We start from the raw sequence: 23,492 nt of genomic DNA, 5'->3' as shown, positions 1-23,492 counted from the left end.
CCGAGCCCGTGCTCGGCTGTCCACAGCAGCCGAGCATGGGCTCGGCACTACAACTCCAGCTGGCTCAGGCGATGGCCGCCGCCTGCGTCAGGTCCAGACACTCACGCACCGGAGCGAAGCTGCGGCGGTGCTCCATGCAGGGGCCGTGCTCGCGCAGGGCGGCCAGGTGGGCCGGGGTGCCGTAGCCCTTGTGCTGTTCGAAGCCGTACTTCGGATGGCGGGCATGCACCTCCTGCATGTAGCGGTCGCGCGAGACCTTGGCCAGGATCGAGGCGGCCATGATCGCGCGGTCGATGCCATCGCCGCCGACCAGCGCCTGCGCCGGCAGTGCCAGGCCCTTGGGCACCACGTTGCCGTCGATGCGCGCGAAGCCGGCCACATGGGCGACCGCTGCAACGACGTCACGCATGCCCTGCAGGGTGGCCTGGTAGATGTTCAGGCGGTCGATGGTGTCCACGTCCACCAGCACCACATGCCAGGCCAGGGCGCGCTCGATGATGCGGTCATGCAGCTGCTCGCGGCGGGCCGCGGTCAGCTGCTTGGAGTCATCCAGGCCGTTGATCCGTGGTCGCGACGGGTCGAACACCACCGCTGCCACCGCGACCGGCCCGGCCAGTGGGCCACGGCCTGCCTCGTCGACGCCAGCGACCAGGCGCTCCGGCTCGACCACGGGCGCACCGTCGAACAGGGTCAGGCTGGCTGCGGCGGCGTGACGGCGGCTCATGCCTGTGCCTGGTCGCGCATCAGCAGTTCGCCAACGGCGTCGGCGGCACGCGCCGAGGCGTTGCGGCGCAGCCGCTCGTGCAGGCGCACGTAGGCATCCTGCAGATCGGTCACCCGCTGCGGGTGGTCGAACCACTGCTGGATGGCCGCGGCCAGCTTGTCCGGCGTGCAGTCGTGCTGCATCAGTTCCGGTGCCAGGTCCTGCCCGGCCAGGATGTTGGGCAGGGCGAAGCGGTCGACCTTGATCAGGCCGAGCGCCTTCACCAGTCGATAGGTCAGTTCGTTGACGCGGTAACCGACCACCATCGGCCGCTTCACCAGCATGGCCTCCAGGGTCGCGGTACCGGAGGCCAGCACCACCACGTCGGCGGCGATCATCGCGTTGCGCGCCTGGCCATCCAGCACATGCGAATAGGCCACCGGCAGCGCCGAGCGCGACAGCTGTTCCTCGATCAGTTCCCTGCAGGCCGGGTTGGCGGCAGGCACCACCACATGCAGGCCCGGAATGCGTTCGGAGACCTGCCAGGCGGCTTCGAAGAACGGTTCGCCCAGGCGCGAGATCTCGCCCAGGCGGCTGCCCGGCAACACTGCCAGCACCTTGGCCGAGGCCGGCAGTCCGAGCGCGGCGCGTGCTTCCTCGCGATTGCCCTGCAGCGGAATGTCATCGGCCATCGGGTGGCCGACGAAGCGCGCGTCGATGCCGTGCCTGGCATAGATCGGTGGCTCCATCGGGAACAGGCACAGCACCAGGTCGGCGCTGCTGCCGATCTTCTCGGCGCGCTTTTCGCGCCAGGCCCAGACCGAGGGACTGACGTAATGCACGGTGCTCACGCCACGCTGCTTCAGCCAACGCTCGATACCCAGGTTGAAGTCGGGGGCGTCGATGCCGATGAACACGTCCGGCTGCCAGTCAAGCGCACGCTGGCGGAACGCCGAACGCAGCTTGAGCAGGCGCGGCAGGTGGCGCAGCACTTCGGTCAGGCCCATCACCGCCAGCTCGCTGGCATCGTGCCATTTCTGGCAGCCCGCGCTGCGCATGGCGTCGCCACCGATGCCGGCGAACTCGGCATTCGGGAAGCGCGCTTTCAGTTCGCGGACCAGGCCCGCACCGAGCAGATCGCCGGAGGCCTCGCCGGCCACCAGCGCGATCCGCAACGGGCGCTCGCTGAGCACCCGTTGCGCCGGGACGCTGCCGGTCATCGAGGCCAGCGGGATCACTGCGGCGCCGGCCGGCGCCTGGCCGGTCGTGCTGCTCATCGCAGCAGGGGCCTCTCGGCGTGCTCGATGAAGTCCAGCATCGCCTTTACGTCGTCGCTGTCACGCGCCTGCTCGGTCAGCTGCACCTTGGCCTCTGCCAGCGGCAGGCCCGCCACGTACAGCGTGCGGTAGGCACGCTTGATGGCCGAAATGCGGTCAGCGTCGAAGCCACGTCGCTTCAGGCCTTCGCTGTTGATGCCGCGCGGGCGTCCCAGCGAATCAGTACCGACCATGGTGAACGGCGGTACGTCACCATTGGTCAGCGCGCCCATGCCGAGGAAGGCATGCGCGCCGATCCGGCAGAACTGGTGGGCACCGGCGAAGCCGCTGATGATCACGTAGTCGCCCACGGTCACATGGCCGGCCAGGGTGGTGTTGTTGGAGAACACGCAGAAATTGCCGACATGGCAGTCGTGCGCCACGTGCGTGTAGGCCAGCATCCAGTTGTCGTTGCCGATGGTGGTGATGCCGCCGCCGCCGCCGGTGCCACGGTTCAGGGTGACGAACTCGCGGAACACGTTGCGGTCGCCGATCACCAGTTCGGTGCGCTCGCCGCCGAACTTCTTGTCCTGCGGCTCGCCACCGATCGCGGCATGACCGACGAAGCGGTTGTCGCGGCCGATCCGGGTCGGGCCGTGGATGCTGCAATGGGGGCCCACCACCGTACCGGCACCGATTTCAACGTCGGGGCCGATCAGGGTGAAGGCGCCCACCTGGACATCGTCGGCCAGGCGTGCGGCCGGGTCGATGACGGCGGTGGGGTGGATCCGCGGTGCGTTGTCAGTCATTGCTGCCTCCAGTGGATCAGCCCTTGGCGCCGGCACACATGACCTCGGCCGACGCGACGACTTCACCGTTGACCTTGGCTTCGCCGTAGTACCAGCCCATGTTGCGGATCAGGCGCTTCATCTGCACGTCCAGCATCAGCACGTCGCCGGGGACGACCTGCTTGTTGAAGCGGGCGTTTTCCACCTTGACCATGTAGAACAGCTTGGACTGCGCATCGCGGCCAAGCGTGAGCTGGGTCATCACGCCGCCGGCCTGCGCCAGCGCTTCGATGATCAGTACGCCGGGCATGATCGGGCGGCCCGGGAAGTGGCCCTGGAAGAACGGCTCGTTGATGCTGACGTTCTTCTGCGCCAGGATCCGCTTGGCCTCGACGTCGAGTTCAAGCACCCGGTCCACCAGCAGGAACGGGTAGCGGTGTGGAAGCAGTTCCTGGATCTGGCAGACGTCGATCGGAAGCTGCAGCGAATCGTTCATTCTTTCTCCTTGCCAGCAGCCAGGACGCGGCGAGCCAATGCGTCCAGCTGCTTGAAACGCGCGGCGTTCTTGCGCCACGTACGGTTGTCGGTCAACGGGGTGCCGGATGAGTACTCGCCCGGCTCATGGATGGAATTGCGGACCACCGACTTGCCGGTGATCACGACCTTGTCGCAGATCTCCAGGTGGCCGACAACGCCGACGTGGCCGCCGAGCAGGCAATAGCGGCCGATCTTGGCGCTGCCGGCGATGCCGGTGCAACCGGCGATGGCCGAATGCGCACCGATCTGCACGTTGTGCGCGATCTGCACCAGGTTGTCCAGGCGTACGTCTTCGTCCAGCACGGTGTCTTCCAGCGCGCCACGGTCGACGCAGGTGTTGGCGCCGATTTCGCAATCGTCGCCGATGCGCACGCCGCCGAGCTGCGGCACCTTGATCCACTTGCCGGCGTCCATCGCCAGGCCAAAGCCGTCGGCGCCGAGCACGGCACCGGGATGCACGCGCACGCGCTTGCCCAGCCGGACCCGGGTGACCAGGGTGACCCGGGCGATCAGCTCACAGCCGGAATCCAGGCTGCAGTCCTCGCCGATCACGCTGCCGGCGCCGATGATGCAGTTCTCGCCGACCACGCTGCGCGCACCGACCGAGACGAACGGACCGATGTGCGCGCTGGCCGCAACCTGGGCACTGGGGTCGATCACCGCGCTGGGGTGGATGCCCGGCGGACGGGTCGGCGCGATGTCGAACAGCGCGGCGATCTTGGCGAAGGTGGTGTACGGGTCCTTGGCGACGAGCGCGGCGCCGGGAGCGGACTCGGCGTCTTCGGCACGCAGCACCACCAGCGAGGCTTGGCTGTCGGCCAGCTGGGCGCGGTAGCGCGGGTTGGCAAGGAAGGTCAGCTGGCCAGGACCGGCATGGGCGAGGGTGGCCACGCCATGGATGGCGGTGGCGGGGTCGCCATGGACCTGCAGGCCGAACTGCTCGGCGAGTTGCTGGGCGGTGTAGGTGGGAGTATTCACGGCGGGAGTTTAACGTGTGACGCCATTGCGGTCATGCGGGGGGGGGCAGGGCTTGGCGCCTGCCGGGTACGGTGGGAGGCGGCGGGTGGCCCTGGCCAGGACACGCAAAAGCCCCTCCATGGTGCTCGATGGCGCCTTGCTCGTGTGCGCTGTCCTGCGCACACGGCAAGACCGGGGTTGGGCGTCCTGCCCAACCCGCCCGAGGCATGCCTCGGGCCCATGGCGCCAACGGTCCTGGTCAGCCCCCTGCGCCATCACCAGATGATTTCACGCGAGCGCGGGAAGTAAGGGCGGCGAGCAAGTAAAACGAAAACGCCGGGCAATGCCCGGCGCTTCGCGCCCCGTCTGGTGGAGAGCCCCCCTTTGTTGAAGGGGGCGCCAGCGGCGCGGGGGATAGGTGAAATGCGCGGGCAATTCACCGGAGGTGGATCAGTTCTGAGGAACAGAGTTCCTCAGAACTGGCCACCGAACGTGAATTGCAGGCGCTCGATCTTGTCATCGTCTTCCTTCTTCAGCGGGAAGGCGTAGCTGATCGAGATCGGGCCGACCGGGGCGCGCCACAGCAGGGCCACACCGGTGGATACGCGCAGCTCGTTGGCCTTGAAGTTGTCCACGCCGGTATACACGTTGCCGAAGTCGACGAAGGCGGACACGCGCGCCGACGGGCTGTCGAACAGGCGCGGGAAGTAGGCCTCCACCGAGCCGACGGTCTTCAGCGAGCCACCCAGCGGCTGGCCTTCTGGGTAGCCGCGGGTAACTTCGCGCGGGCCGAGTGTGTTGTCCTCGAAGCCGCGTACCGAGTTGGTACCACCGGCGTAGAAGTTCTCGAAGAACGGCAGGCCGCTGGCGGTGACGGTGCGGGTGGTGCCATCCGGATTGGTCAGCGTACGGGTGTAGTCCTTGCCGTAGGCATCACCGTAGCCGATTTCGGCGCGGGTGTTGATCACCAGCGACGGCATGATCGGCCAGTACTTGCTGATCTGGTAGTTCAGCTTGTAGTACTCGATGGTCGAACCCGGCAGCGTGGTTTCCAGGCCCACGCGCTGGTAGGTACCGCGGGTCGGCATGAAGTAGTCGTTGCGCGAGTCGCGCGCCCAGCCCAGCTCGGTGCGCCAGGCATGGAAGGTGCGCTTACCGACGGCGTTGATGTAGTCGATGATCGACTGCGGGGTCGAGCCTTCGTAGGTGGTGATCTGGTTGCTGTCGATGCCGAACATCAGCGAGACGGTGTCGGTCTCGGTCAGCGGCACGCCGAACACCACCTGCGCGGCACCGTTGGTGCTGTTGTACTGCGCGGTGTTGAAGTCGGAGTAATCCAGTTCGCGCCAGGACAGGTTGTAGCCCAGCGACACGCCGTCATCGGTGAAGTACGGGTTGGTGTAGCTGAAACCGTAGCGCTGCAGGTAGCTGCTGCGCGAGGCTTCGACCGACACGCGGTTGCCGCCGCCGAGGAAGTTGTTCTGCGACAGCTGCACCGACGTGGTCATGCCGTAGGACTGCGAGTAACCCAGGCCGAACACGAAGCTGCCCGAGGTGGTTTCCTTGACGTTGTAGACGACGTCGACCTGGTCGTTGCTGCCGCTGACGGCCGGGGTCTCGACGTCCACCGATTCGAAGTAGCCCAAGCGCTGCAGGCGGATCTTGGAACGATCGATCGCGGCCTGCGAGTACCAGCTGTTCTCGAACTGGCGCATTTCGCGACGCATCACTTCGTCGGACGTACGCGTGTTCCCGCGGAACAGGATGCGACGCACCGACACGCGCGGGCCGGGCACGACCTGCATGTTGATCGCCACGGTCTGCTCGGCGCGGTTGGTGGTCGGGATCGGGTTCACCTTGGCGAACGCGTAGCCGATGTTGGACAGCGAATTGGTGATGGTGTCCGAGCTGAACTCCAGCAGCGCACGCGAGAACGTATCGCCGGACTTCTGGATCACCATGCGCTCGACGTCCTCCTGCGGGAGGATGGTGTCGCCGCTGACCTTGATCTCGGAGATCTTGTACTGCGCACCTTCGGCCACGCCGGCGGTGAGGAACATGTCGCGCTTGTCGGGGCTGATCGACACCTGGGTCGAATCGATGCTGAAGTCGACATAGCCGCGGTCCAGGTACCAGGAATTGAGCTTTTCCAGGTCGCCGGACAGCTTTTCCTTGGAGTACTGGTCGTCACGGCGGTACCAGGACGCCCAGTTGTGCTCCTTGGACTCCCAGGTTTCCAGGATGTCCTTGCTCTCGAACTTTTCGGTGCCCACCAGGTTGACGTGGCGGATCTTGGCCGCCTTGCCTTCCTTGATGGCGATGGCGATGTCCACGCGGTTGCGGTCCAGCGGGCTCACCGTGGGGGTGATCTCGACGTTGTACTTGCCGCGGTCGTTGTACTGGCGGCGAAGTTCCTGGGTCACGCGGTCCAGGCTCAGCCGATCAAAGGTGCCGCCCTCGGTCAGGCCGATGTCGGACAGGCCCTTGAGCAGCTGCTCGGACTTGATGTCCTTGTTGCCGGTCACGGTCAGCTTGTTGATCGCCGGGCGTTCCTTGACGGTCACTACCAGGATGCTGCCCTGTCGGTCCAGCTGCACATCCTCGAAGAAGCCGGTCTTGTACAGGGCGCGGATCGTCTCGCCGACCTTGCTGTCGGTGACCGTCTCGCCACGTTCCACCGGCAGGTAGGTGAACACCGTGCCCGAGCTGATGCGCTGCAGGCCGTCGACGCGGATGTCGCTGACAGTGAAGGGCTCGGCTGCCTGGGCCAGGGCGGGGGCGCCGGTGACGGCGGCAAGGGCGAGGGCCAGCAGGCGGCGATTGGGGAGTCGCGTCATGTCACGTCCGGTAGGAAGGTCGATTTCATTGGTGCGGGATGCCGACGCTGTAGACGGCAACAACGTGGAAAAGTTCATCGCGGGACCAGGCCGAGGATGTCGTTGTAGAACGCCAACCCCATCAGCCCGGCCAGCAACGCCAGGCCGATGTACTGGCCGGCGGCGATGGCACGCTCGCTCAGCGGGCTGCCCTTGACCAACTCGATAAGGTAATACAGCAGGTGGCCGCCGTCCAAGATCGGGATCGGCAGCAGGTTGATGATGCACAGGCTGAGCGACAGCAGGGCAAGGAACTGCAGGAACCAGTCGAGGCCGCGCTTGGCCGAGACATTGGCCACCCGGGCGATGGTGACTGGCCCGGACACGTTCTGCAGCGAGGCCTTGCCGGTGACGATTCGGCCCATCATGCCCAGCGAATCTGCCGCCAGGCGGCCGGTTTCGCGCACAGCCACGGTGACCGCGTCGAGCGGGCCATAGCGAAGCAGGGTGTCGTAGGGAGGGCTGAACGAAGTCGGGAACTGCACGCCGATCTGCCAGGTCGGTTCACCCCTGGAATCCTTGCCCTGGCGCGGGGTGACTTCCAGCGCCAGGCGTTCACCGCCGCGCAGGACCTCGATCATGCCAGGGCCGCCGGCGCGGCCCAGCGTCTGGATCTCGCCGATGACCTGATCGGCACCATCGATGCGCTGGCCATCAATGGCCACGATCAGGTCCCCCGGCTGCAGCTGCCCGGCCACCACCGAATCCGGCGTCAGCGAGTCGACCAGCGCCGGCTGCAGCCACGACTGCCAGTACAGGCCGGCCAGGATCGGCACCCGCCGCTCATCGAAACCTGCCGGCAGCTGCGACAGCGGCAGAGTGCGCATGCGTACCTGGTCAGCCGTATCCAGCACCTCCAGCCTCACGTCGCGGCGGTCCATCGCGGCCGCGGTCAGCGCCATGCTGGCTTCACCGAGGGTAACGACCGGGCGCTCGTCCACGCGCAGCACGCGGTCACCGCTGGCCAGCCCGGCACTGGCAGCGATGCCGCTGACACGGCCGATCGTCGGCGAATAATCCTGCTTGCCGATCACGAACATCGCCCACAGCAGCAGGATGCACAGCAGCAGGTTGGCGATCGGGCCGGCGGCAACGATGGCAATGCGCTGCCAGACGCTCTTGTGGTTGAAGGCCTGGCCGCGCTCGTGGGGGTGGACTTCAACCTCGCGTTCGTCGAGGAACTTCACGTAGCCGCCCAGCGGGATGGCGGCAATGGCGAACTCGGTGCCGTGCCTGTCCCGGCGAGACCACAGCGGCCGGCCGAAGCCGACCGAGAAGCGCAGGATCTTGACCCCGCACAGGCGCCCGACCCAGTAATGCCCGAACTCGTGGAACGTGACCAGCAGCCCGAGGCTGACAATCATCCACCAGACCGATCCGATGAAGTCAGTCATGCAGGCTCACAATGGCGGGCAGGGGCGGCGGCGTCATGCTGGGCGAGGCAGTCGTTCAGGCGGCGTCGATGGCGTTCAGGGTGAGCTGGCGTGCCCGCTGGTCGGCGCACAACAGGACCTCCAGTGTATCGGCTGGCTGGGTCGGCAGTGTTGAAAGAGCGTTAGCAACCAGCTTCGGGATGGTCAGGAAACCGATCCGGCCCTGAAGAAACGCTGAAACCGCCTCTTCATTGGCGGCGTTCAGCACCGCCGGTGCGGTGCCGCCGGCCTGCATGGCCTGCCAGGCCAGCGCCAGACAGGGGAACGCGTCCGTGTCCGGGGCCTCGAAATCCAGCCGGCCCTGGGCCAGCAGATCCAGCCCGGCCACGCCCGATTCGATGCGTTGCGGCCAGCCCAGGCCAACGGCGAGGGTGGTGCGCATGTCCGGCAGGCCCATCTGTGCCAGGGTCGAACCGTCAACGAACTCGACCAGCGAATGGACCAGGCTCTGCGGGTGCACCAGTACCTCGATGCGTTCGCCGGGTACGCCGAACAGGTGGTGGGCCTCGATGACTTCCAGACCCTTGTTCATCAACGTCGCCGAATCGACCGAGATCTTCGGCCCCATCGACCATTTCGGGTGGGCAACGGCCTGGGCCGGGGTGACCTGGGCCAGTTCGTCGCGGCTGCGGCCACGGAATGGGCCGCCGGAGGCGGTCAGCAGGATCCGGCGCACGCCGGCGCCATCAACGCTGGCATCGCGTGAGCGCAGGCACTGGAAGATTGCGCTGTGTTCGCTGTCGATCGGGATGATCTCGGCGCCCGCGCGTTCAGCAGTGCGGGTCAGCAGCTCACCGGCCAGTACCAGTGATTCCTTGTTGGCCAGCAGGATGCGCTTGCCCGCGGCGGCTGCGGCCAGGGTGGAAGACAGCCCGGCCGCGCCAACGATCGCGGCGACCACGGTGTCGCAGGCGTCACTGGCGGCCAACTGGTCCAGCGCGGCATGGCCGGCATGCGCCTCGGTGGACAGCCCCGCATCGCGGAGGCCGTCGCGCAGTTCGGTGAACAGCGCTTCGTCGGCGATGACCGCGTGCGCTGGCCTGTGCTGGCGGCACAGTGCCAGCAGCGCCTGCACCTGGCGGCCGGCAGCGAGCACCGTGGCCTGGTAGCGGTGTGGGTGGCGGGCGATCACGTCCAGCGTGGAAGCACCGATCGAGCCGGTGGCGCCGAACACGGCGACCCGGCGCAGGTCTGCGACAGCATTCATGGTCAGAATCCGAAGATTTCCTTGCCGAGTGCGAACACCGGCACGGCAGCCAGGACACCGTCGACACGATCGAGCACACCACCATGGCCCGGAATCAGGTTTCCGGAGTCCTTGGCGCCGGCGTGGCGCTTGATCAGGCTTTCGAACAGGTCACCCAGCACCGAGGCGAACACGGCCACCACCGAGGTGATCAGCAGGCCTGGCAGGTGCCCGGCGTCGATGCCGGCCAGCCAGCCCAGGCCGAGGGCCACGGCGACACCGGCCAGCAGGCCGCCGAACAGGCCTTCCCAGGTCTTGTTGGGGCTGATCCGTGGGGCCAGCTTGTGCTTGCCGAAGTGACGACCGGCGAAATAGGCGCCCGAATCGGCCGCCCAGACCAGTGCCAGCGCAGCCAGCAGCCACAGGTGGCCCTGCCTGCCCGGCGGATCGCCGCCGGCATGGATCAGCACCAGCGCAGCCCAGGCCGGAACGATGGCCAGCGTACCGGCCAGCATCTTCACGATGCGCGAGGGTGCCGACGGCTGCGCACCGAAGTTGAAGAAGCGCAACCAGACCAGCGCGGCCAGCCACCAGGCCACGCCGGCCAGGGTGGTGATCTGGAACAGCACCAGCGTGCTGCCATCGGCCCAGACCAGCAGCACCATCAGCAGCAGGTTCAGTACCAGCAGCACGGTACGCGCCAGGGTGTCTTCGATGCCGGCCAGCTTCAGCCATTCCCACAGGCCGATCAGCAGCACCGCAGCGGCCGCCGCTGCCAGCCACTGGGTCGGCAGCAGCAGGATCGCGGCAATGGCGACCGGCGCCATGATCAGCGCGGCAAGGACTCGGATCTTGGTCATGGGCTGGAAGTCTCGGTGGCCAGTGCGGCGATCTGGGCGCTGGTCAGGCCGAAACGACGCTCACGTCTGCCATAGGCGTCCAGCGCCTGCTGCAGCTGCCCGGCATCGAAGTCCGGCCACAGGGCATCGGTGAACCACAGCTCGGTATAGGCCAGCTGCCACAGCAGGAAGTTGCTAATGCGGGTGTCGCCACCGGTGCGGATGAACAGGTCCGGCGGTGGCAGGTCGGCCAGGGCCACCTGGCTGCCCAGCAGCGATTCATCGATCTGCTCGGGCAGAAGGCGACCGGCCGCCACTTCGACGGCCAGGGCGCGCGCGGCGCGGGCGATGTCCTGGCGGCCACCGTAGCTGGCGGCGATCGACAGGGTCAGGGTGGTGTTGTCGGCGGTGCGCTGCTCGGCCAGCTGCATGCGGCTGACCAGCCCTGCACCGAAGCGCTCGCGTTCGCCGATGAAGCGAACGCGCACGCCACGCCGATGCAGCTCGTCCACTTCACGGTCGAGCGCGCCGAGGAACAGCTTCATCAGGGCATCGACTTCTTCCTGCGGCCGGCCCCAATTCTCGCTGGAAAACGCGAACAGGGTCAGCGCCGGTATGCCCAGTTCAAGGCAGCGCTCGATGGTGCGGTTGACCGCGCGCGCGCCGGCCCGGTGGCCGATCACGCGCGGACGACGGCGCTGCTGTGCCCAGCGCCCATTGCCATCCATGATGATGGCGATGTGGCGGGGCAGGGCGGCCGGCAACGGAGGTGGGACTGAAGGCATCGACTTCAGACCGACAGCAGTTCTTTTTCCTTGTCGGCAACGACCTTGTCGACGTCCTTGATGTTGGTGTCGGTCAACTTCTGGATGTCGTCTTCACCGCGCTTCTTCTCGTCTTCGCTGATCGCCTTGTCCTTGACCAGCTTGGCGATTTCCTTGTTCGCGTCCTGGCGGATGTTGCGGATCGCGATCTTCGCGCCTTCGCCTTCCTTCTGCACCTGCTTGACCAGCTCCTTGCGGCGCTCTTCGGTCGGCGGCGGCATGTTGATGCGGATCGCAGTGCCCAGCGTGTTCGGGGTGAATTCGGCGTTGTAGAGACCCTTTTCGATCTCCTTGATCATGCCCTTGTCGAACGGCGTGACCAGCAGCGAGTGCGCGTCGGCGTTGGAGATCGACGCGACCTGGTTCAGTGGGGTGCTGGCGTTGCCATAGGCGCTGACCGTGACACGGTCCAGCAGGGCCGGGGTGGCGCGGCCGGTGCGGATCGAGGTGAGGGTGTGCTTCAGAGCGTCGATGCTCTTGGCCATGCGCGTCTGCGCGTTGTTCTTGATGTCGTTGAGCATCCCCGGGTCCTGGGTGTAACTGGAATCGGGCGATTATAGGCGAATACGGGACGCTGCCGGGCCTGAATCGGCCCGGAGCTCGCCTGGCGCTCAGGCTCAGGCCGGGTCGCGGCCCTGGACCAGGGTGCCGATGTTCGCGCCGCTGAGGATCTTCAGCAGCTCACCCGGCTGGCCCATGTCGAACACGCGCATCGGCAGGTCGCTGTCGCGGGCCAGCGCGAAGGCCGCCGTATCCATCACTTCCAGGCCGCGGCGGATGACTTCGTCGTAGCTCAGGCTGTCGAAGCGGACCGCGTCGCTGTGCTTGTTCGGGTCCTTGTCGTACACGCCATCGACCTTGGTGGCCTTCAGCAGCAGGTCGGCGCCGATCTCGATCGCGCGCAGCGCGGCGCCGGAGTCGGTGGTGAAGAACGGGCTGCCGACGCCAGCGGCGAAAATCACCAGGCGGCCCTTTTCCAGGTGGCGGATGGCGCGGCGGCGGATGTAGTCCTCGCACACGTCGTTGATCTTGATCGCGCTCATCACGCGGGCCTTGGCGCCCAGTTTCTCGAGGGCGTCCTGCATGGCCAGGGCGTTGATGACCGTGGCCAGCATGCCCATCTGGTCGCCGGTGACCCGGTCCATGCCGCCAGCGGCCAGGCCGGCGCCGCGGAAGATGTTGCCGCCGCCGATCACCAGTGCCACTTCGGCACCGGCCTGCTGGGCTTCGATGACCTCACGGGCCAGGCGGTTGATGACCTTCGGGTCGATGCCGTAGTCCTCATCTCCCATCAGCGCCTCCCCGGACAGTTTCAGGAGGATGCGGCGATAGGCAAGCTTGGACATGGGGACCTCGGGTGCGTGGAAATCGCGGGGGATTCTACGCGCATGCGGCGTAGGGCCAAAGTGTTTTGTGCACTGCGGCGCGAAATCCTGCCATCCGCCCCGGTCATGCAGGGCGTCCCGTTCAGCCCAGCTCGGCGCCGGCGGTGGCTGAAAGCTCGTCGTGGCCGAGCGCACCGGGGGAGCGGGCGATCACCCGGTTACGGCCCAGGTTCTTCGAGCGGTACAGCACGTCGTCGGCGGCGCGCAGCAGGTCCTGCACGTCGGCAAAGCGCTCGTAGCCGCCCTGGGTAGCCACGCCGGCGGAGAAGGTGACGAACAGCGGCCCTCCCTCCAGTTCGGCCATCGGCGTGGCGACGATGTTGGCCAGTACGCGCCGGATTACGTCAAGGGCCACGGACTCACTGGTATTGGGCAGCAGCGCGACGAATTCCTCGCCGCCGAAGCGGGCCACGGTATCGCTATGGCGCAGCTGGCCCTGCAGCTTGCCGGCAAAGGCGCGCAGCACCTCGTCGCCGGTCAGGTGGCCGTGGGCGTCGTTGATCTTCTTGAAGTCATCCAGGTCGATGAAGGCCACCGACAGCGGCCAGCCCTGACGCCCGGCGCGCAGGAACTCCTGCTCGAGCACCGCCTCCAGCTGGCGCCGGTTGAGCACGCCGGTCAGGGCGTCGCGGTGGGCCTGGTCAGCCAGGCGCTTGGCCCGCGCCTCGAATTCGTCGGCGCGGCGGCGTGCCTGCTCGGCATCCTGCAGCTCGCGCAGGTTGCGCAGGGTGGCCAGCTCCTGCGCGTGGTCGATCAGCTCGCGGACCCGCGAGGGCGAGTTCAGGCCGGCCTCGAACAGGCTGGCGATATCCGGCAGGGCCTCGCTGATGCGGGTCAGCACTTGGTCGAAACGGGCGCTGTCGAGTTCCAGCCGTTCATGCACCTGGTGCAGGGCGCGCTCGCGGGCGGCATCGGCGTCATCGTCCAGCCAGATGTCGGCAACGGCGCCGGACAGCTGCACGCAGGCCTGGAACGGCGAATCGGCGGCGTCGTCGTCCTCGCTGTGGCTGATGCTCTCAACCAGATAGCGTGGCAGGCCCCATTGCTCGGCCACCCAGGCGCCGACATCGGCGTGGCTGCAGCCGAGCGCGTCGCGTTCGCGGGCGACCAGGTCCGTGTTGTCACGGGCTTCGCGCAGCAGCGGCAGGTAACGCTCCGATTCGGCCTGGGCCAGGCACAGCACGCCCAGGTCCTGCAGCAGCCCGGCCAGCATCAGTTCCTCCAGCCGGCGCAGGCCGCGGGCCTGGCCCAGCTGGCTGGCGGCCAGTGCACTGAGAATGCTGCGCTTCCACGCGCGCTGGCGCAGGTCGTGGTCGGCGCCTGCGCCGCCGGTCAGGCCCTGGGTGACGGTGAAACCCAGGGCAAGGCTGATTGTGGCGTTAAGGCCGAGCATGGTCAGTGCCTGGCCAAGGTTCTCGATGCGGCGGCGGCTGGCGTACAGCGGCGAATTGGCGATGCGCAGCATGCGAGCGCTCAGCGCCATGTCGATGGCGATGATGTCGGCGGCGGTGGCGATATCCGCTTCCGGGTCCTGTGCCAGCTCGATGATGCGCAGGGCAATACCGGGTGGCGAGGGCAGGTTGCGGCAGAGCGCCAGGGCAGCTGTCAGCTCGGGAGGCATGTCGGGTCGTTCAATTCCATTAGGACAAGAATACCTAGGAATGCATCACAGTCTGCGATTTTCCTTCCTGCTACGCGACTGTGGATTCCCTGCGCCGAGTATCGGCTTGATTCGCGCGCAACGCAAAGAGCCCTGATATCGGGCTGTGACTGGCGTCAGTGCGCGCACCAACGGTGCCCACCCGCCGATGCAGTGGGTACAAAAAAAGAGCCGCGGTTTCCCGCGGCTCCTTCTGGTCGCTTCACAGCCGGAGGGCTGGAATCAGACCTGCATCGCCTTGGCAACTTCGGCGGCGTAGTCTTCCACCACCTTCTCGATGCCTTCGCCGACGATCAGCAGCTTGAACCCAGCCACATCGGCGCCAGCGGCCTTGACCACCTGCTCGACGGTGGTGTCGCCCAGCACGTAGGTCTGGCCGTACAGGGTCACGTCGCTGACGATCTTGTTGATCTTGCCGCTGATGATCTTTTCCAGGATCTCGGCCGGCTTGGCCTTGTCCTTCTCGGACATCTTGGCCAGCTCGATTTCCTTTTCCTTTTCGACGAAGTCGGCCGGAACGTCCGCAGCCTTGTTGTGCGGCGGCTTCAGCGCGGCCACGTGCATGGCCAGGCCGCGGGCCAGCTCGACGTCGCCGCCGATCAGGTCAACCAGCACGCCGACCTTGCCGTTGGTGTGGACGTAGGCGCCGATGTTGCCGGTGGTGTCGACCTTGACCATGCGGCGGATCTGGATGTTCTCACCCAGGGTCTGCACGGCGGTGGCGCGGGCTTCTTCAACGGTGCGGCCATCGGCCAGCGTGGCAGCCTTCACGGCTTCCACGTCGTTGGCGCCCGATGCCAGGGCGGCAGCGGCGACGGCGTTGACGAAGGTCTTGAAGTTGTCGTCGTTGGCGACGAAGTCGGTTTCCGAGTTGACTTCGACCAGCACGGCCTTGCCGCCATCCTGGGCCAGGCCCAGGCGGCCTTCGGCGGCCACGCGGTCAGCCTTCTTGTCGGCCTTGGCAGCGCCGGACTTGCGCATGGCTTCAGCAGCGGCGTTGATGTCGCCGTTGGCTTCGGTAAGCGCCTTCTTGCATTCCATCATGCCGGCGCCGGTGCGCTCGCGCAGTTCCTTGACCAGGGAAGCAGTGATTTCCACGGGATTACCTCACGAAAGAAAGGGGTTGGGCCGGCATGGTGGCCGGCCCGTGTGACACGGTCCTGTCACGCGCCAAGGGCTGCGTGCAGGAGGGTGGACGCCGGGCGTCCACCCTGTGGCCTGGATCAGGCCTGGGCGTCGTCGCCCTTCTTGGCAGCCTTCTTGGCCGGAGCGCGGCGGGCCGGCTTCTCTTCGCCTTCGGCAGCGGCTTCAGCGAACTCTTCCTCACGCACCGAAGCGGCGTGCGGAGCAGCAGCCTTGCCTTCCAGCACGGCGTCGGCAGCGGCGCGGGCGTACAGCTGCACAGCGCGGATGGCGTCGTCGTTGCCCGGGATGGCGTAATCAACCAGTTCCGGGTTGTAGTTGGTGTCGACCACGGCGATGACCGGGATGCCCAGCTTCTTGGCTTCCTTGATCGCGATGTCTTCGTGGCCGATGTCGATCACGAAGATCGCGTCCGGCAGGCGGTTCATGTCCTTGATGCCGCCCAGCGAGGCTTCCAGCTTGTCGCGCTCGCGACGCAGGCCCAGCACTTCGTGCTTGACCAGCTTCTCGAAGGTGCCGTCGGTTTCACCGGCTTCCAGTTCCTTCAGGCGGGCAACCGACTGCTTGACGGTACGGAAGTTGGTCAGGGTGCCGCCCAGCCAGCGCTGGTTCATGAACGGCATGCCGCAACGCTCGGCTTCTTCCTTGATGGTTTCGCGGGCGCTGCGCTTGGTGCCCAGGAACAGGACGGTGCCGCGCTTCTGGGCAACCGACGAGATGAAGTTCATCGCGTCATTGAACAGCGGGACGGTCTTTTCCAGGTTGATGATGTGGATCTTGCCGCGGGCGCCGAAGATGTACGGAGCCATCTTGGGGTTCCAGTAGCGGGTCTGGTGGCCGAAGTGGACGCCGGCTTCCAGCATCTGACGCATGGTGACCTGGGGCATTGCAATACTCCTGATATGGAACCAGCGATTCCGCCCGCGGGAATAGGTATGCGGGACGCGTGGAAGCGCGATCGGTTCCGGGGTTGGGCTTCCCTGTTGCCTCCGTGGCCGAACTCCTTGCGGAGCACCCCGGCACGGATGGGGGCAGCAGGTGTGGATTCACCGGTGACGTCCGGTGTGGACGGGTTCCCGCGCACGCAGGCGGCAGGAATCCGGACGATTATAGCCCGCTGCGGGCGCTCGCTGCAATTGCGGGGTCAGATGCGGCCAGATCGACCTCGCGGCCGTCCTGCAGGCGTGCCCGGAAGCGGCCACCTGCGTAACTGTCCGCGCGGGCGGGCAGGGGCCAGCGTCGTTCATGGCCGGCGAGGATGTAGCCGGCCAGCCCGCCCACCAGCACTGTCGATTGGCCGTCCGCCGCGATGAAGCGCAGGTCGTGCAGGCGGCCGTGCAGCGTACCGCAGTTGCTGAGTCGCAACACAGGCTGCGACCCCAGGGCCTCGATCCGACCCTGCAGGCGGGCGTGCAGCACTGGCGCCGCGGCGCCCCGGAACAGCGGTAGCGAGTAGCGCGGCAGCCCTGCCAGCGCCGGCGTCAGCACGATCCTGTAGGCCTGTTCACCCATTGCCGCGGCCGGATCGCGTGGCAGCAGCCAGACGCGCTGCGTACCGCCCGGGGCGAGATCCAGCCGCGTCGGGCTGACCCGGATCTGGTCGCTGGGCTGCAGTCGTTCGGCGTCCAGCTGCTGATCCCAGGCCAGCACCTGCACGTGGCCCTGCCAGCGGCCGGGCCCGGGATTGCGTAGCCACAGCTCGGCGCGGCCGCCTTCGGCCGGCAGCTGCAGGGTGGTAGGCAACACCTCAAGCGCCGCAGCCGGCTGCGCGAGCAGTGCAAGCAGGATCAGCAGCGCGCGCATCAGTAGATGCGGGTCACGGCGGGTGTTGCGTTCTCGTCCGTCGCCGGTGGTGCGAGCTCGCGCACCTGGGATGGCAGCTGGGGTGTATCGCTGCGCTGGTGCGGCGCCGTACAGCGCGCGCCACCGGTGTCGTCGCTGCAGGAGTCGACCACGGTCAGCCGGATCTGCAGGGAGCTGCTGGGTTCGGCCAAGGCCGGCGTACTGGCGACCAGCATCGCCGCGATCGAAAATGTGCGAACCACCTGCCATCCACCATGCTGAAAGACTTGCTGCGCGGTATCGGCGGGATGTGCCGGAACTGTAGCGCCGAGCCGGCGCTCGGCACGGCCTTCGTCCGGTGGGTGCCGACCGTTGGTCGGCACGCCGGTCAATAGGTGATCGTCACCGTCACCAGGTCGTTGTAGGTACCAGCCGGGGGCTGGCCGGTGACCGGTGGCACCCGGCCGTAGATGGTCAGCTGCTGTGCGCTGCCGGTGCCGGTGCCGCTGGCCGTGTCGACAGTCAACGTATTGCCCCAGCGCAGGCTCCGAGCCGAGTCCCTGTACAGCTCGTAGGGAAGGTAGTAGGTACTGCCGCCGATGGTGGTGGCCATGCGCCGGATGCTGGTCGCGGCAGGGTTGTTCCGGCCGTTGTTGAGTCCGACCTGGAAGGCGGTGTTCTTCAGGCAGGTCAGTGTCAGCGTGGCGGTCCGGTCGATGTTGGCGGGAATGCCGCCGGTGACGTTGCCGAAGTTCATGTCGGTGGTGACGTAGCTGCCGCACTGCGGCAGCACATTGGCGGTGGCGGTGAAACTGAAGGCTGCGCTTGCGCTGTTGGTGCCGGTGGCGCCGCCGTTGCAGGTGGCGGGCACTGTGGCATTGCCGAGCAGGACCTCGTTCCAGGCCCAGGTCAACACCACGTCGGCGCCGCTGAAGGTGCTGCTGTAGGCGCCGGAGGCCAGGATCTGGTTGGCCGGAATCTGCCCGAACAGCTGCACGGACTGCGCACCGCTGCCGCCGGCGACCAGCGGCACGCTGTAGGTCATGGTCAGTTCCTGTGCCGGGGGCGTGCCGCGCGGGACCAACCCCGTCACCTGGCTGAAGTCCGAGGAGTTGTAGAGCTGGAAGTTCATGCTGTCGCTGCTGCTGGTCTTCATCGTCCGCCAGCTTGAACTGCTGCCGCCACCACTGCCTGCGCCGATGCCGACGCAGACGCGCACACCGGTTGTGGCCAGCGCGCTCAGCGCGGCGGTGGTGCATGTCACCGTGATGTTGAGGTTGGCCGTGCTCGGGCCAGGCGCATTGCTGTTGATGTTGCCGAACGGCAGCGTTGGATTGGCGACCGCGGTGCAGACCGCGACGGCGCGGGCCGGTGCTGCCGCCAGCAGGCCAGCGAACAGCAGCAGGCCGAGCAGCAATGTCCTCATGGCGCCACCTCCGGAATGCACTGCAGCGGCGCCGGTTTCGGCCGCGCGCCGGTCGCCACCACCCTGGGCGGGTCGGGGACCTTCACCCGGCAGGGGCCGCGGCTGGTGGTGACGTACAGCACGCTGCCGGCGGCAACGTCTTCCAGGTACAGCAGGCCGTCATAGCCGACCGTGGCCTGGCGGCCATCGGGCAGCTGCACCTCGCTGCCCACCTCCAGCGGCTGCCCGTCCATTGCCAGCAGGGTCAGGCTCAGCGACGGTCGCGAGCGCAGCTCGAAGGCAATCCGGGTGCCGGCGCGCTGGCGCGGGGTCACCCAATTCTCGATGCGGTCGGCACGCATGTCCTCGGGCAGGTCCAGGGTGTCGATCGAGACCCGGTTGCGCTGCCAGGACAGCAACGGGCTGACCAGCAGCAGGCCGCGATCATCGGTGACGCCGATCAGGCGGTTTTCCAGCCGCACCGGCACGCCGCCGACGCCACTGGTGCTGATCACCGCGAACGCGTCCGACACTTCGCGCGTGGCGAAGGTGTGGCCACCCATCCACACCACGCTGCCGCTGGCGCTGGCGTAGGCATAGTTCAGCCCGCCCTGGCGCGAGGCGCCGAACGAATAGCGGCCGGTATCGTTGAGGATGCCGACCTCGGCCAGGCCGCCATTGCCGTCCTCGCCATGGCGCAGCTGTGCGCGCCAGCCGACGCCGCCGGCACTGCCATCGCCGGGCACCGGCTGGGTCACGTCCGCGACCCAGCTCTGGCTGTCGCCGTTGCGTTGGCTCGAGAGGCTGGCCTGGCGGTTGTTGCCCAGACTGGCGGTCAGCGACAGGTAGATGCTGCGGTCGTCGCTCTGGTCCAGGTTCTGGTTCATCGACAGGTAGGCCGACCAGCGCTGGCTCCAGCTGCGCGACCAGAACAGGCTGGCGTAGCGGTTGTCGTCGCCGTCGGGGTAGCGCAGGCGCAGGTAGCTTGCGCTGAGCGTGCCCAGCCGCAGCAGGTCCAGGCCGAGGGTGGCCTGCTCGCTGATGCTCGGTGGCAGGTTGCCCTGCAGTGCGCCCAGGTCGCGGTAGTCGCCGTGGCTGCGCACGCTGCGCAGATTGACGTTGAAGCGGCGGTTGTTCCAGCTGTAGCCCAGCGCCCATTGCCCGCCCCGCAGGCCGTGGTAATCACTGCGTGCATAGGCCGCATTGAACACGCCGGCAGCGCCGAGCAGCCACCAGCCGCCGATGCCGGCCTGGGCCAGGCCGCCGCCGCCTTCGGCATGCGCCTCGCCAGTGAAGGCATCGCTGATGCCGCCGCGCCAGCTGGCACTGGCCACCGAGCGATCGTCGTAGCCGAAGGAGCGCTGGCCGAAGTCCTCGCGCAGCTGGCCGACGCCGACCGACCAGTCCGAAAGGCCCTTGGCCAGCAGTTGCTGGGTGCCATAGAAACTGAAATCCAGTGTCTGCATGCGGCCGAACGCATCGGTTACCACCACCTGCGCATTGCCGGTGCCGCTGATACCAGGCTGTGCCGCCAGCTGGAAGGGACCGACCGGGACCTGTCCGCTGTACTGGCGCAGGCCATCCACGTACAGCTCGACCGTGGAGGGCACCACGGCCTGGCCGAGGAAGCTCGGCGTGGGCGTCAGTACGCGATAGGGCTGCAGCCCGTAGTTGCGACCGATCTGCACGCCACCCAGGCGCACTGGCCGGGTCCAGTCGACGAAGCCGCTGTAGAAGTCGCCGACCTCCAGCGTCGTTGCGCTGTCGGGGAAGTCCAGGCTCCAGCGGGTGTCCAGGCGCACGCTTTCGCCGCGCCAACGGCGATCACCGGGTTGCTGGTAGCGGCGGCTGATGGCGGTGTTCTCAAAAGTCCCGTTGCCGATGCCGAACACGCGCAGCTCCGAGCTCAGGCTGAGGTTGCCGAGCGTGTCCACCCGGCTGCCGTATACGTCGTAGTTGAGCAGCACGCCCGGCGAGGCAGTGCCAGTCGGCGCACGCGCCTGCGGCCGGCTGAGCACCGTGGTCGGCAGGGTCAGCTGGTCCAGCGGCACATCCAGCGCCAGGGTCTGCATGTGCGCGTCGTAGCGCACCACCGCGCCACTGATCTGGTCCAGGTAGACCGGTACCTCGCCGCTGGCATTGAAGCCGAGCTGGCGCAACACCTCGGGGCTGGCCTGAAGCCGGCCGCGGTTCTCGATGAACGGCAGCAGGCCGCGTGGCGTGCTGTTGAGCGACACATCCAGGTACAGCGTCTGGCTGGCGGTCAATGGGGTCGGGGGCGGCAGGGTGGCATCGGCCGACACGCCGGAGACATCAACGGCCGCGCCGGACGCATCGGCGGCCTCGGTCGCCGCGGGAGCCAGGGCAGCCAGCAACGCGCCCATCAAGGCCTCAGCGAGCCGGTGGGGGCGACAGTGGCGTCTGTTCCGACTCGCCATTGAGCTTGGCCGTGATCTGGTCGTTGTCGCGGTCGATCGCCACGCGCTCGATCGGCCAGCGCATCACCTGGCCCGGCAGCACGTAGCCCAGCAATCCGGGATGGACGATGCGCGGACGCGTGGCGCTGCCCAGCGCAAGATCGGCGATCTGCGCGTAGCTGTCACCCGTATTGGCCACCTCCACGCCATTGCGGCCATCCGCCAGTGTCACCAGGCGGGCCTGCAACTGTGGGGCGAGGGCGCCGGCCGAAGGCTGCACGAACACGGGGATCGAATAGCGCAGGACGAACTGCATGCCCTCGGCACGCGTGGCCAGGTCCGGGATCTGGTCGACGATCAACCGGTAGTGCCGTTGTGCAGGCGGTGGCTCGATGTCCGGACGCATCACCCGCACCAGTTGCTGCTGGCCCGCGGCCAGTTCCTGCATGGGCGGTGTGGCCATCAGCTCATCGGTGGGCAGCAGCCGTTCCTGGCCGTCCTGCTGCACCCAGCGGAACACGCGCACCTGCAGCTTTACCGGCGCGGTGCCGCTGTTGGTCAGCCATAGCTCAGCCGCACGCTGGCGCGCCTCCAGCTGCAGGCTGGTCGGCGCGACCTGCAGGCTGGTGGCGCCGGCGGTGGCGGTGGCCAGCAGGCACAGGGCGAGCAGCGCCACGCCGATGGCGCGCCACGGGCGGGGTCCGGCCATGCGGGCGTGCTCCATCAATAGGTGATCGTGGCGGTAACCGTATCCAGGTAGCTGCCGGTGGCCGGGTTGTTGGTGCTCAGGTTCAGGATCTGGCCGTAGACGACGTACGGCACGGCCAGGCCGGTGCCGATGCCGGCCTGGGTATTGGTGCCGGTTGTGGATCCCCAGACCAGGGTATGCGCGGCATCCTGGTAGAGCTGGTAGCCGACATAGTTGTTGGCGGTCACGGCGGCATTGGTGTTCTTCATGCGCCGCGTGGTGACGTCGTTGGCGGTGCCCGCGTTGGCGCCCGCATTCAGCGCGATCGTGTACGGCGTCAGCGCCGAGCACTGCGCGGTGACCGTGCCCTGGCCGAGGGTGGGCGTGGCGGTGGTCGACGCCGCCGTGCCGAAGTCGACGTTGGTAGCGGCCGCGGCCGTGATGGTGCAGGCCTTGGTGACCACCAGCGTGACGTTGAAGGTGGTGGTATCTGCGGCCAGGGCCGGGCTGGACAGCAGGAGGCCGGCGAAGGCCCAGGCAAGCGGAGAACGAAGCGCGGATCGCATGGACAACCTCCCTGACCCGAAGGTCCGTTGAACAAGGCGAAGGCGGCACGATCGGCACCGCTTCGGCGACGGTGACCCCAGCTTAGGTGGCGTAAGTGTCTGTAATCCGTGATAAACAGGCGGGCGAAAGGGTGGAGGGCATCACGCTTTCATTTTCCTTGCCGAAAGCGTGCATGGCCCGGTGCATGGCCCGGAATGCCAGTTGGGTGGCGTTCGTTCAGATTGCGGCCGGATCGGCGATAATGGGTGCCATGAGCGTGAATCTGAAAACCCCGCAGGAAATCGAGATGATGCGCATCGCCGGCCGCCTGGCCAGCGAAGTGCTGGACATCGTCACCCCCCACGTCAAGCCCGGTGTCACCACCGAGGAGCTGGACCGCATCTGCCACGACCACATCGTCAACGTGCAGGGCGCCATTCCGGCCAACGTCGGCTACCGCGGCTTCCCGAAGACCGTGTGCACCTCGGTCAACAATGTCATCTGCCACGGCATCCCCAGTGAAGGGAAGGTGCTCAAGGATGGCGACATCATCAATATCGATGTCACCGTCATCAAGGACGGTTGGCACGGCGACACCAGCCGCATGTACTTCGTCGGCACGCCGTCGGTGATGGCCCGCCGCCTGGTGGAAACCACCTACGAAGCCATGTGGCGCGGTATCCGCGCCGTGCGTCCGGGCGCCACCCTGGGCGACATCGGCCATGCCATCCAGAGCTATGCCGAAGGCGAGCGTTTCAGCGTGGTGCGCGAGTACTGCGGCCACGGCATCGGCAAGGTCTACCACGATGAGCCGCAGGTGGTGCATTACGGCCGCCCGGGCCAGGGCCTGGTGCTGCAGCCGGGCATGACCTTCACCATCGAACCGATGATCAACGAGGGCACCCGCTACAACAAGGTGCTGCCGGATGGCTGGACCGTGGTGACCAAGGACCGCAAGCTGTCGGCGCAGTGGGAGCACATGGTCGCGGTCACCGAGACCGGCGTCGACGTGCTGACCCTGTCGCCGGGCGAGTCGCAGGTTTCCTGACGATGCTGCCGGCGAGTTC

General features: G+C 67.2%; 22 protein-coding genes. 1 reads left to right on the top strand and 21 read right to left on the bottom strand.

Annotated elements, in window-relative coordinates; genetic code table 11:
- Positions 1-64: 64 nt before the first annotated feature.
- From rnhB to AC5P7R_RS00290, 21 genes are all read right to left on the bottom strand, one after another.
- Entirely contained in the window at positions 65-724 is a 660-nt protein-coding gene (gene rnhB, locus AC5P7R_RS00390) for a ribonuclease HII (protein WP_021203671.1), read from the bottom strand.
- Positions 721-1,923, bottom strand: a complete 1,203-nt coding sequence (lpxB, locus tag AC5P7R_RS00385; RefSeq protein ID WP_495213764.1) for a lipid-A-disaccharide synthase — start codon at positions 1,921-1,923, stop codon at positions 721-723. Before lpxB ends, rnhB begins: the two co-directional genes overlap by 4 nt.
- A gap of 53 nt (positions 1,924-1,976) precedes the next feature.
- Positions 1,977-2,768 carry an acyl-ACP--UDP-N-acetylglucosamine O-acyltransferase gene (gene lpxA, locus AC5P7R_RS00380; RefSeq protein WP_005415844.1) on the bottom strand — a complete coding sequence of 264 codons (792 nt, stop codon included), beginning with the start codon at positions 2,766-2,768 and terminating at the stop codon, positions 1,977-1,979.
- Between the two features lie 16 nt (positions 2,769-2,784).
- Positions 2,785-3,243, bottom strand: a complete 459-nt coding sequence (fabZ, locus tag AC5P7R_RS00375; RefSeq protein WP_005415845.1) for a 3-hydroxyacyl-ACP dehydratase FabZ — start codon at positions 3,241-3,243, stop codon at positions 2,785-2,787.
- On the bottom strand, positions 3,240-4,262 hold the full coding sequence (gene lpxD, locus AC5P7R_RS00370) for a UDP-3-O-(3-hydroxymyristoyl)glucosamine N-acyltransferase (protein WP_021203673.1): 1,023 nt from the start codon (positions 4,260-4,262) through the stop codon (positions 3,240-3,242). Before lpxD ends, fabZ begins: the two co-directional genes overlap by 4 nt.
- Positions 4,263-4,714: 452 nt before the next feature.
- Entirely contained in the window at positions 4,715-7,078 is a 2,364-nt protein-coding gene (bamA, locus tag AC5P7R_RS00365) for an outer membrane protein assembly factor BamA (protein ID WP_495213691.1), read from the bottom strand.
- Positions 7,079-7,152: 74 nt separating this feature from the next.
- Complete coding sequence (gene rseP / locus AC5P7R_RS00360) at positions 7,153-8,511, bottom strand: RIP metalloprotease RseP (protein WP_021204146.1); 1,359 nt, start codon at positions 8,509-8,511, stop codon at positions 7,153-7,155.
- A gap of 55 nt (positions 8,512-8,566) precedes the next feature.
- Positions 8,567-9,757 (bottom strand): 1-deoxy-D-xylulose-5-phosphate reductoisomerase, encoded by a 1,191-nt coding sequence (locus AC5P7R_RS00355; RefSeq protein WP_021204145.1) that lies wholly within the window; start codon positions 9,755-9,757, stop codon positions 8,567-8,569.
- 2 nt (positions 9,758-9,759) lie between these two features.
- Positions 9,760-10,596: a phosphatidate cytidylyltransferase gene (locus AC5P7R_RS00350; protein ID WP_019659125.1), complete on the bottom strand. Its 837-nt coding sequence runs from the start codon at positions 10,594-10,596 to the stop codon at positions 9,760-9,762.
- The gene (uppS, locus tag AC5P7R_RS00345) at positions 10,593-11,360 is read right to left on the bottom strand and encodes a polyprenyl diphosphate synthase (RefSeq protein WP_019659124.1); all 768 of its coding nucleotides are present in this window, start codon (positions 11,358-11,360) and stop codon (positions 10,593-10,595) included. Before uppS ends, AC5P7R_RS00350 begins: the two co-directional genes overlap by 4 nt.
- A gap of 5 nt (positions 11,361-11,365) precedes the next feature.
- Positions 11,366-11,920 carry a ribosome recycling factor gene (gene frr, locus AC5P7R_RS00340; RefSeq protein ID WP_019659123.1) on the bottom strand — a complete coding sequence of 185 codons (555 nt, stop codon included), beginning with the start codon at positions 11,918-11,920 and terminating at the stop codon, positions 11,366-11,368.
- 96 nt (positions 11,921-12,016) lie between these two features.
- Entirely contained in the window at positions 12,017-12,745 is a 729-nt protein-coding gene (pyrH, locus tag AC5P7R_RS00335; RefSeq protein ID WP_019659122.1) for a UMP kinase, read from the bottom strand.
- A 121-nt stretch (positions 12,746-12,866) separates the two neighbouring features.
- Positions 12,867-14,405, bottom strand: coding sequence for a sensor domain-containing diguanylate cyclase (locus tag AC5P7R_RS00330; protein ID WP_021204144.1), 1,539 nt, complete (start codon positions 14,403-14,405; stop codon positions 12,867-12,869).
- A gap of 261 nt (positions 14,406-14,666) precedes the next feature.
- Complete coding sequence (tsf, locus tag AC5P7R_RS00325; RefSeq protein ID WP_019659120.1) at positions 14,667-15,542, bottom strand: translation elongation factor Ts; 876 nt, start codon at positions 15,540-15,542, stop codon at positions 14,667-14,669.
- Positions 15,543-15,667: 125 nt separating this feature from the next.
- Entirely contained in the window at positions 15,668-16,474 is an 807-nt protein-coding gene (rpsB, locus tag AC5P7R_RS00320; protein WP_005408748.1) for a 30S ribosomal protein S2, read from the bottom strand.
- A 220-nt stretch (positions 16,475-16,694) separates the two neighbouring features.
- The gene (locus AC5P7R_RS00315) at positions 16,695-17,390 is read right to left on the bottom strand and encodes a fimbrial biogenesis chaperone (protein ID WP_111097795.1); all 696 of its coding nucleotides are present in this window, start codon (positions 17,388-17,390) and stop codon (positions 16,695-16,697) included.
- Complete coding sequence (locus tag AC5P7R_RS00310; protein ID WP_478419398.1) at positions 17,390-17,632, bottom strand: hypothetical protein; 243 nt, start codon at positions 17,630-17,632, stop codon at positions 17,390-17,392. The genes AC5P7R_RS00315 and AC5P7R_RS00310 overlap by 1 nt, the downstream gene beginning before the upstream one ends.
- Positions 17,633-17,757: 125 nt before the next feature.
- Positions 17,758-18,795: a Csu type fimbrial protein gene (locus AC5P7R_RS00305; protein WP_227854340.1), complete on the bottom strand. Its 1,038-nt coding sequence runs from the start codon at positions 18,793-18,795 to the stop codon at positions 17,758-17,760.
- Positions 18,792-21,158 carry a fimbria/pilus outer membrane usher protein gene (locus AC5P7R_RS00300; protein ID WP_021204140.1) on the bottom strand — a complete coding sequence of 789 codons (2,367 nt, stop codon included), beginning with the start codon at positions 21,156-21,158 and terminating at the stop codon, positions 18,792-18,794. Before AC5P7R_RS00300 ends, AC5P7R_RS00305 begins: the two co-directional genes overlap by 4 nt.
- Positions 21,159-21,165: 7 nt before the next feature.
- A complete protein-coding gene (locus AC5P7R_RS00295; RefSeq protein ID WP_188250076.1) occupies positions 21,166-21,915 on the bottom strand; it encodes a fimbrial biogenesis chaperone in 750 nt (249 codons plus the stop codon).
- On the bottom strand, positions 21,915-22,445 hold the full coding sequence (locus AC5P7R_RS00290; protein WP_019659113.1) for a Csu type fimbrial protein: 531 nt from the start codon (positions 22,443-22,445) through the stop codon (positions 21,915-21,917). Before AC5P7R_RS00290 ends, AC5P7R_RS00295 begins: the two co-directional genes overlap by 1 nt.
- Positions 22,446-22,687: 242 nt before the next feature.
- Here AC5P7R_RS00290 and map point away from each other — a divergent pair, with 242 nt between their 5' ends.
- Positions 22,688-23,473, top strand: a complete 786-nt coding sequence (map, locus tag AC5P7R_RS00285) for a type I methionyl aminopeptidase (protein WP_032955117.1) — start codon at positions 22,688-22,690, stop codon at positions 23,471-23,473.
- Positions 23,474-23,492: the final 19 nt, after the last annotated feature.

The organism is Stenotrophomonas sp. YJH_SMC_27, assembly GCF_059369815.1.
This window is presented reverse-complemented; position numbering and strand designations above follow the sequence as displayed.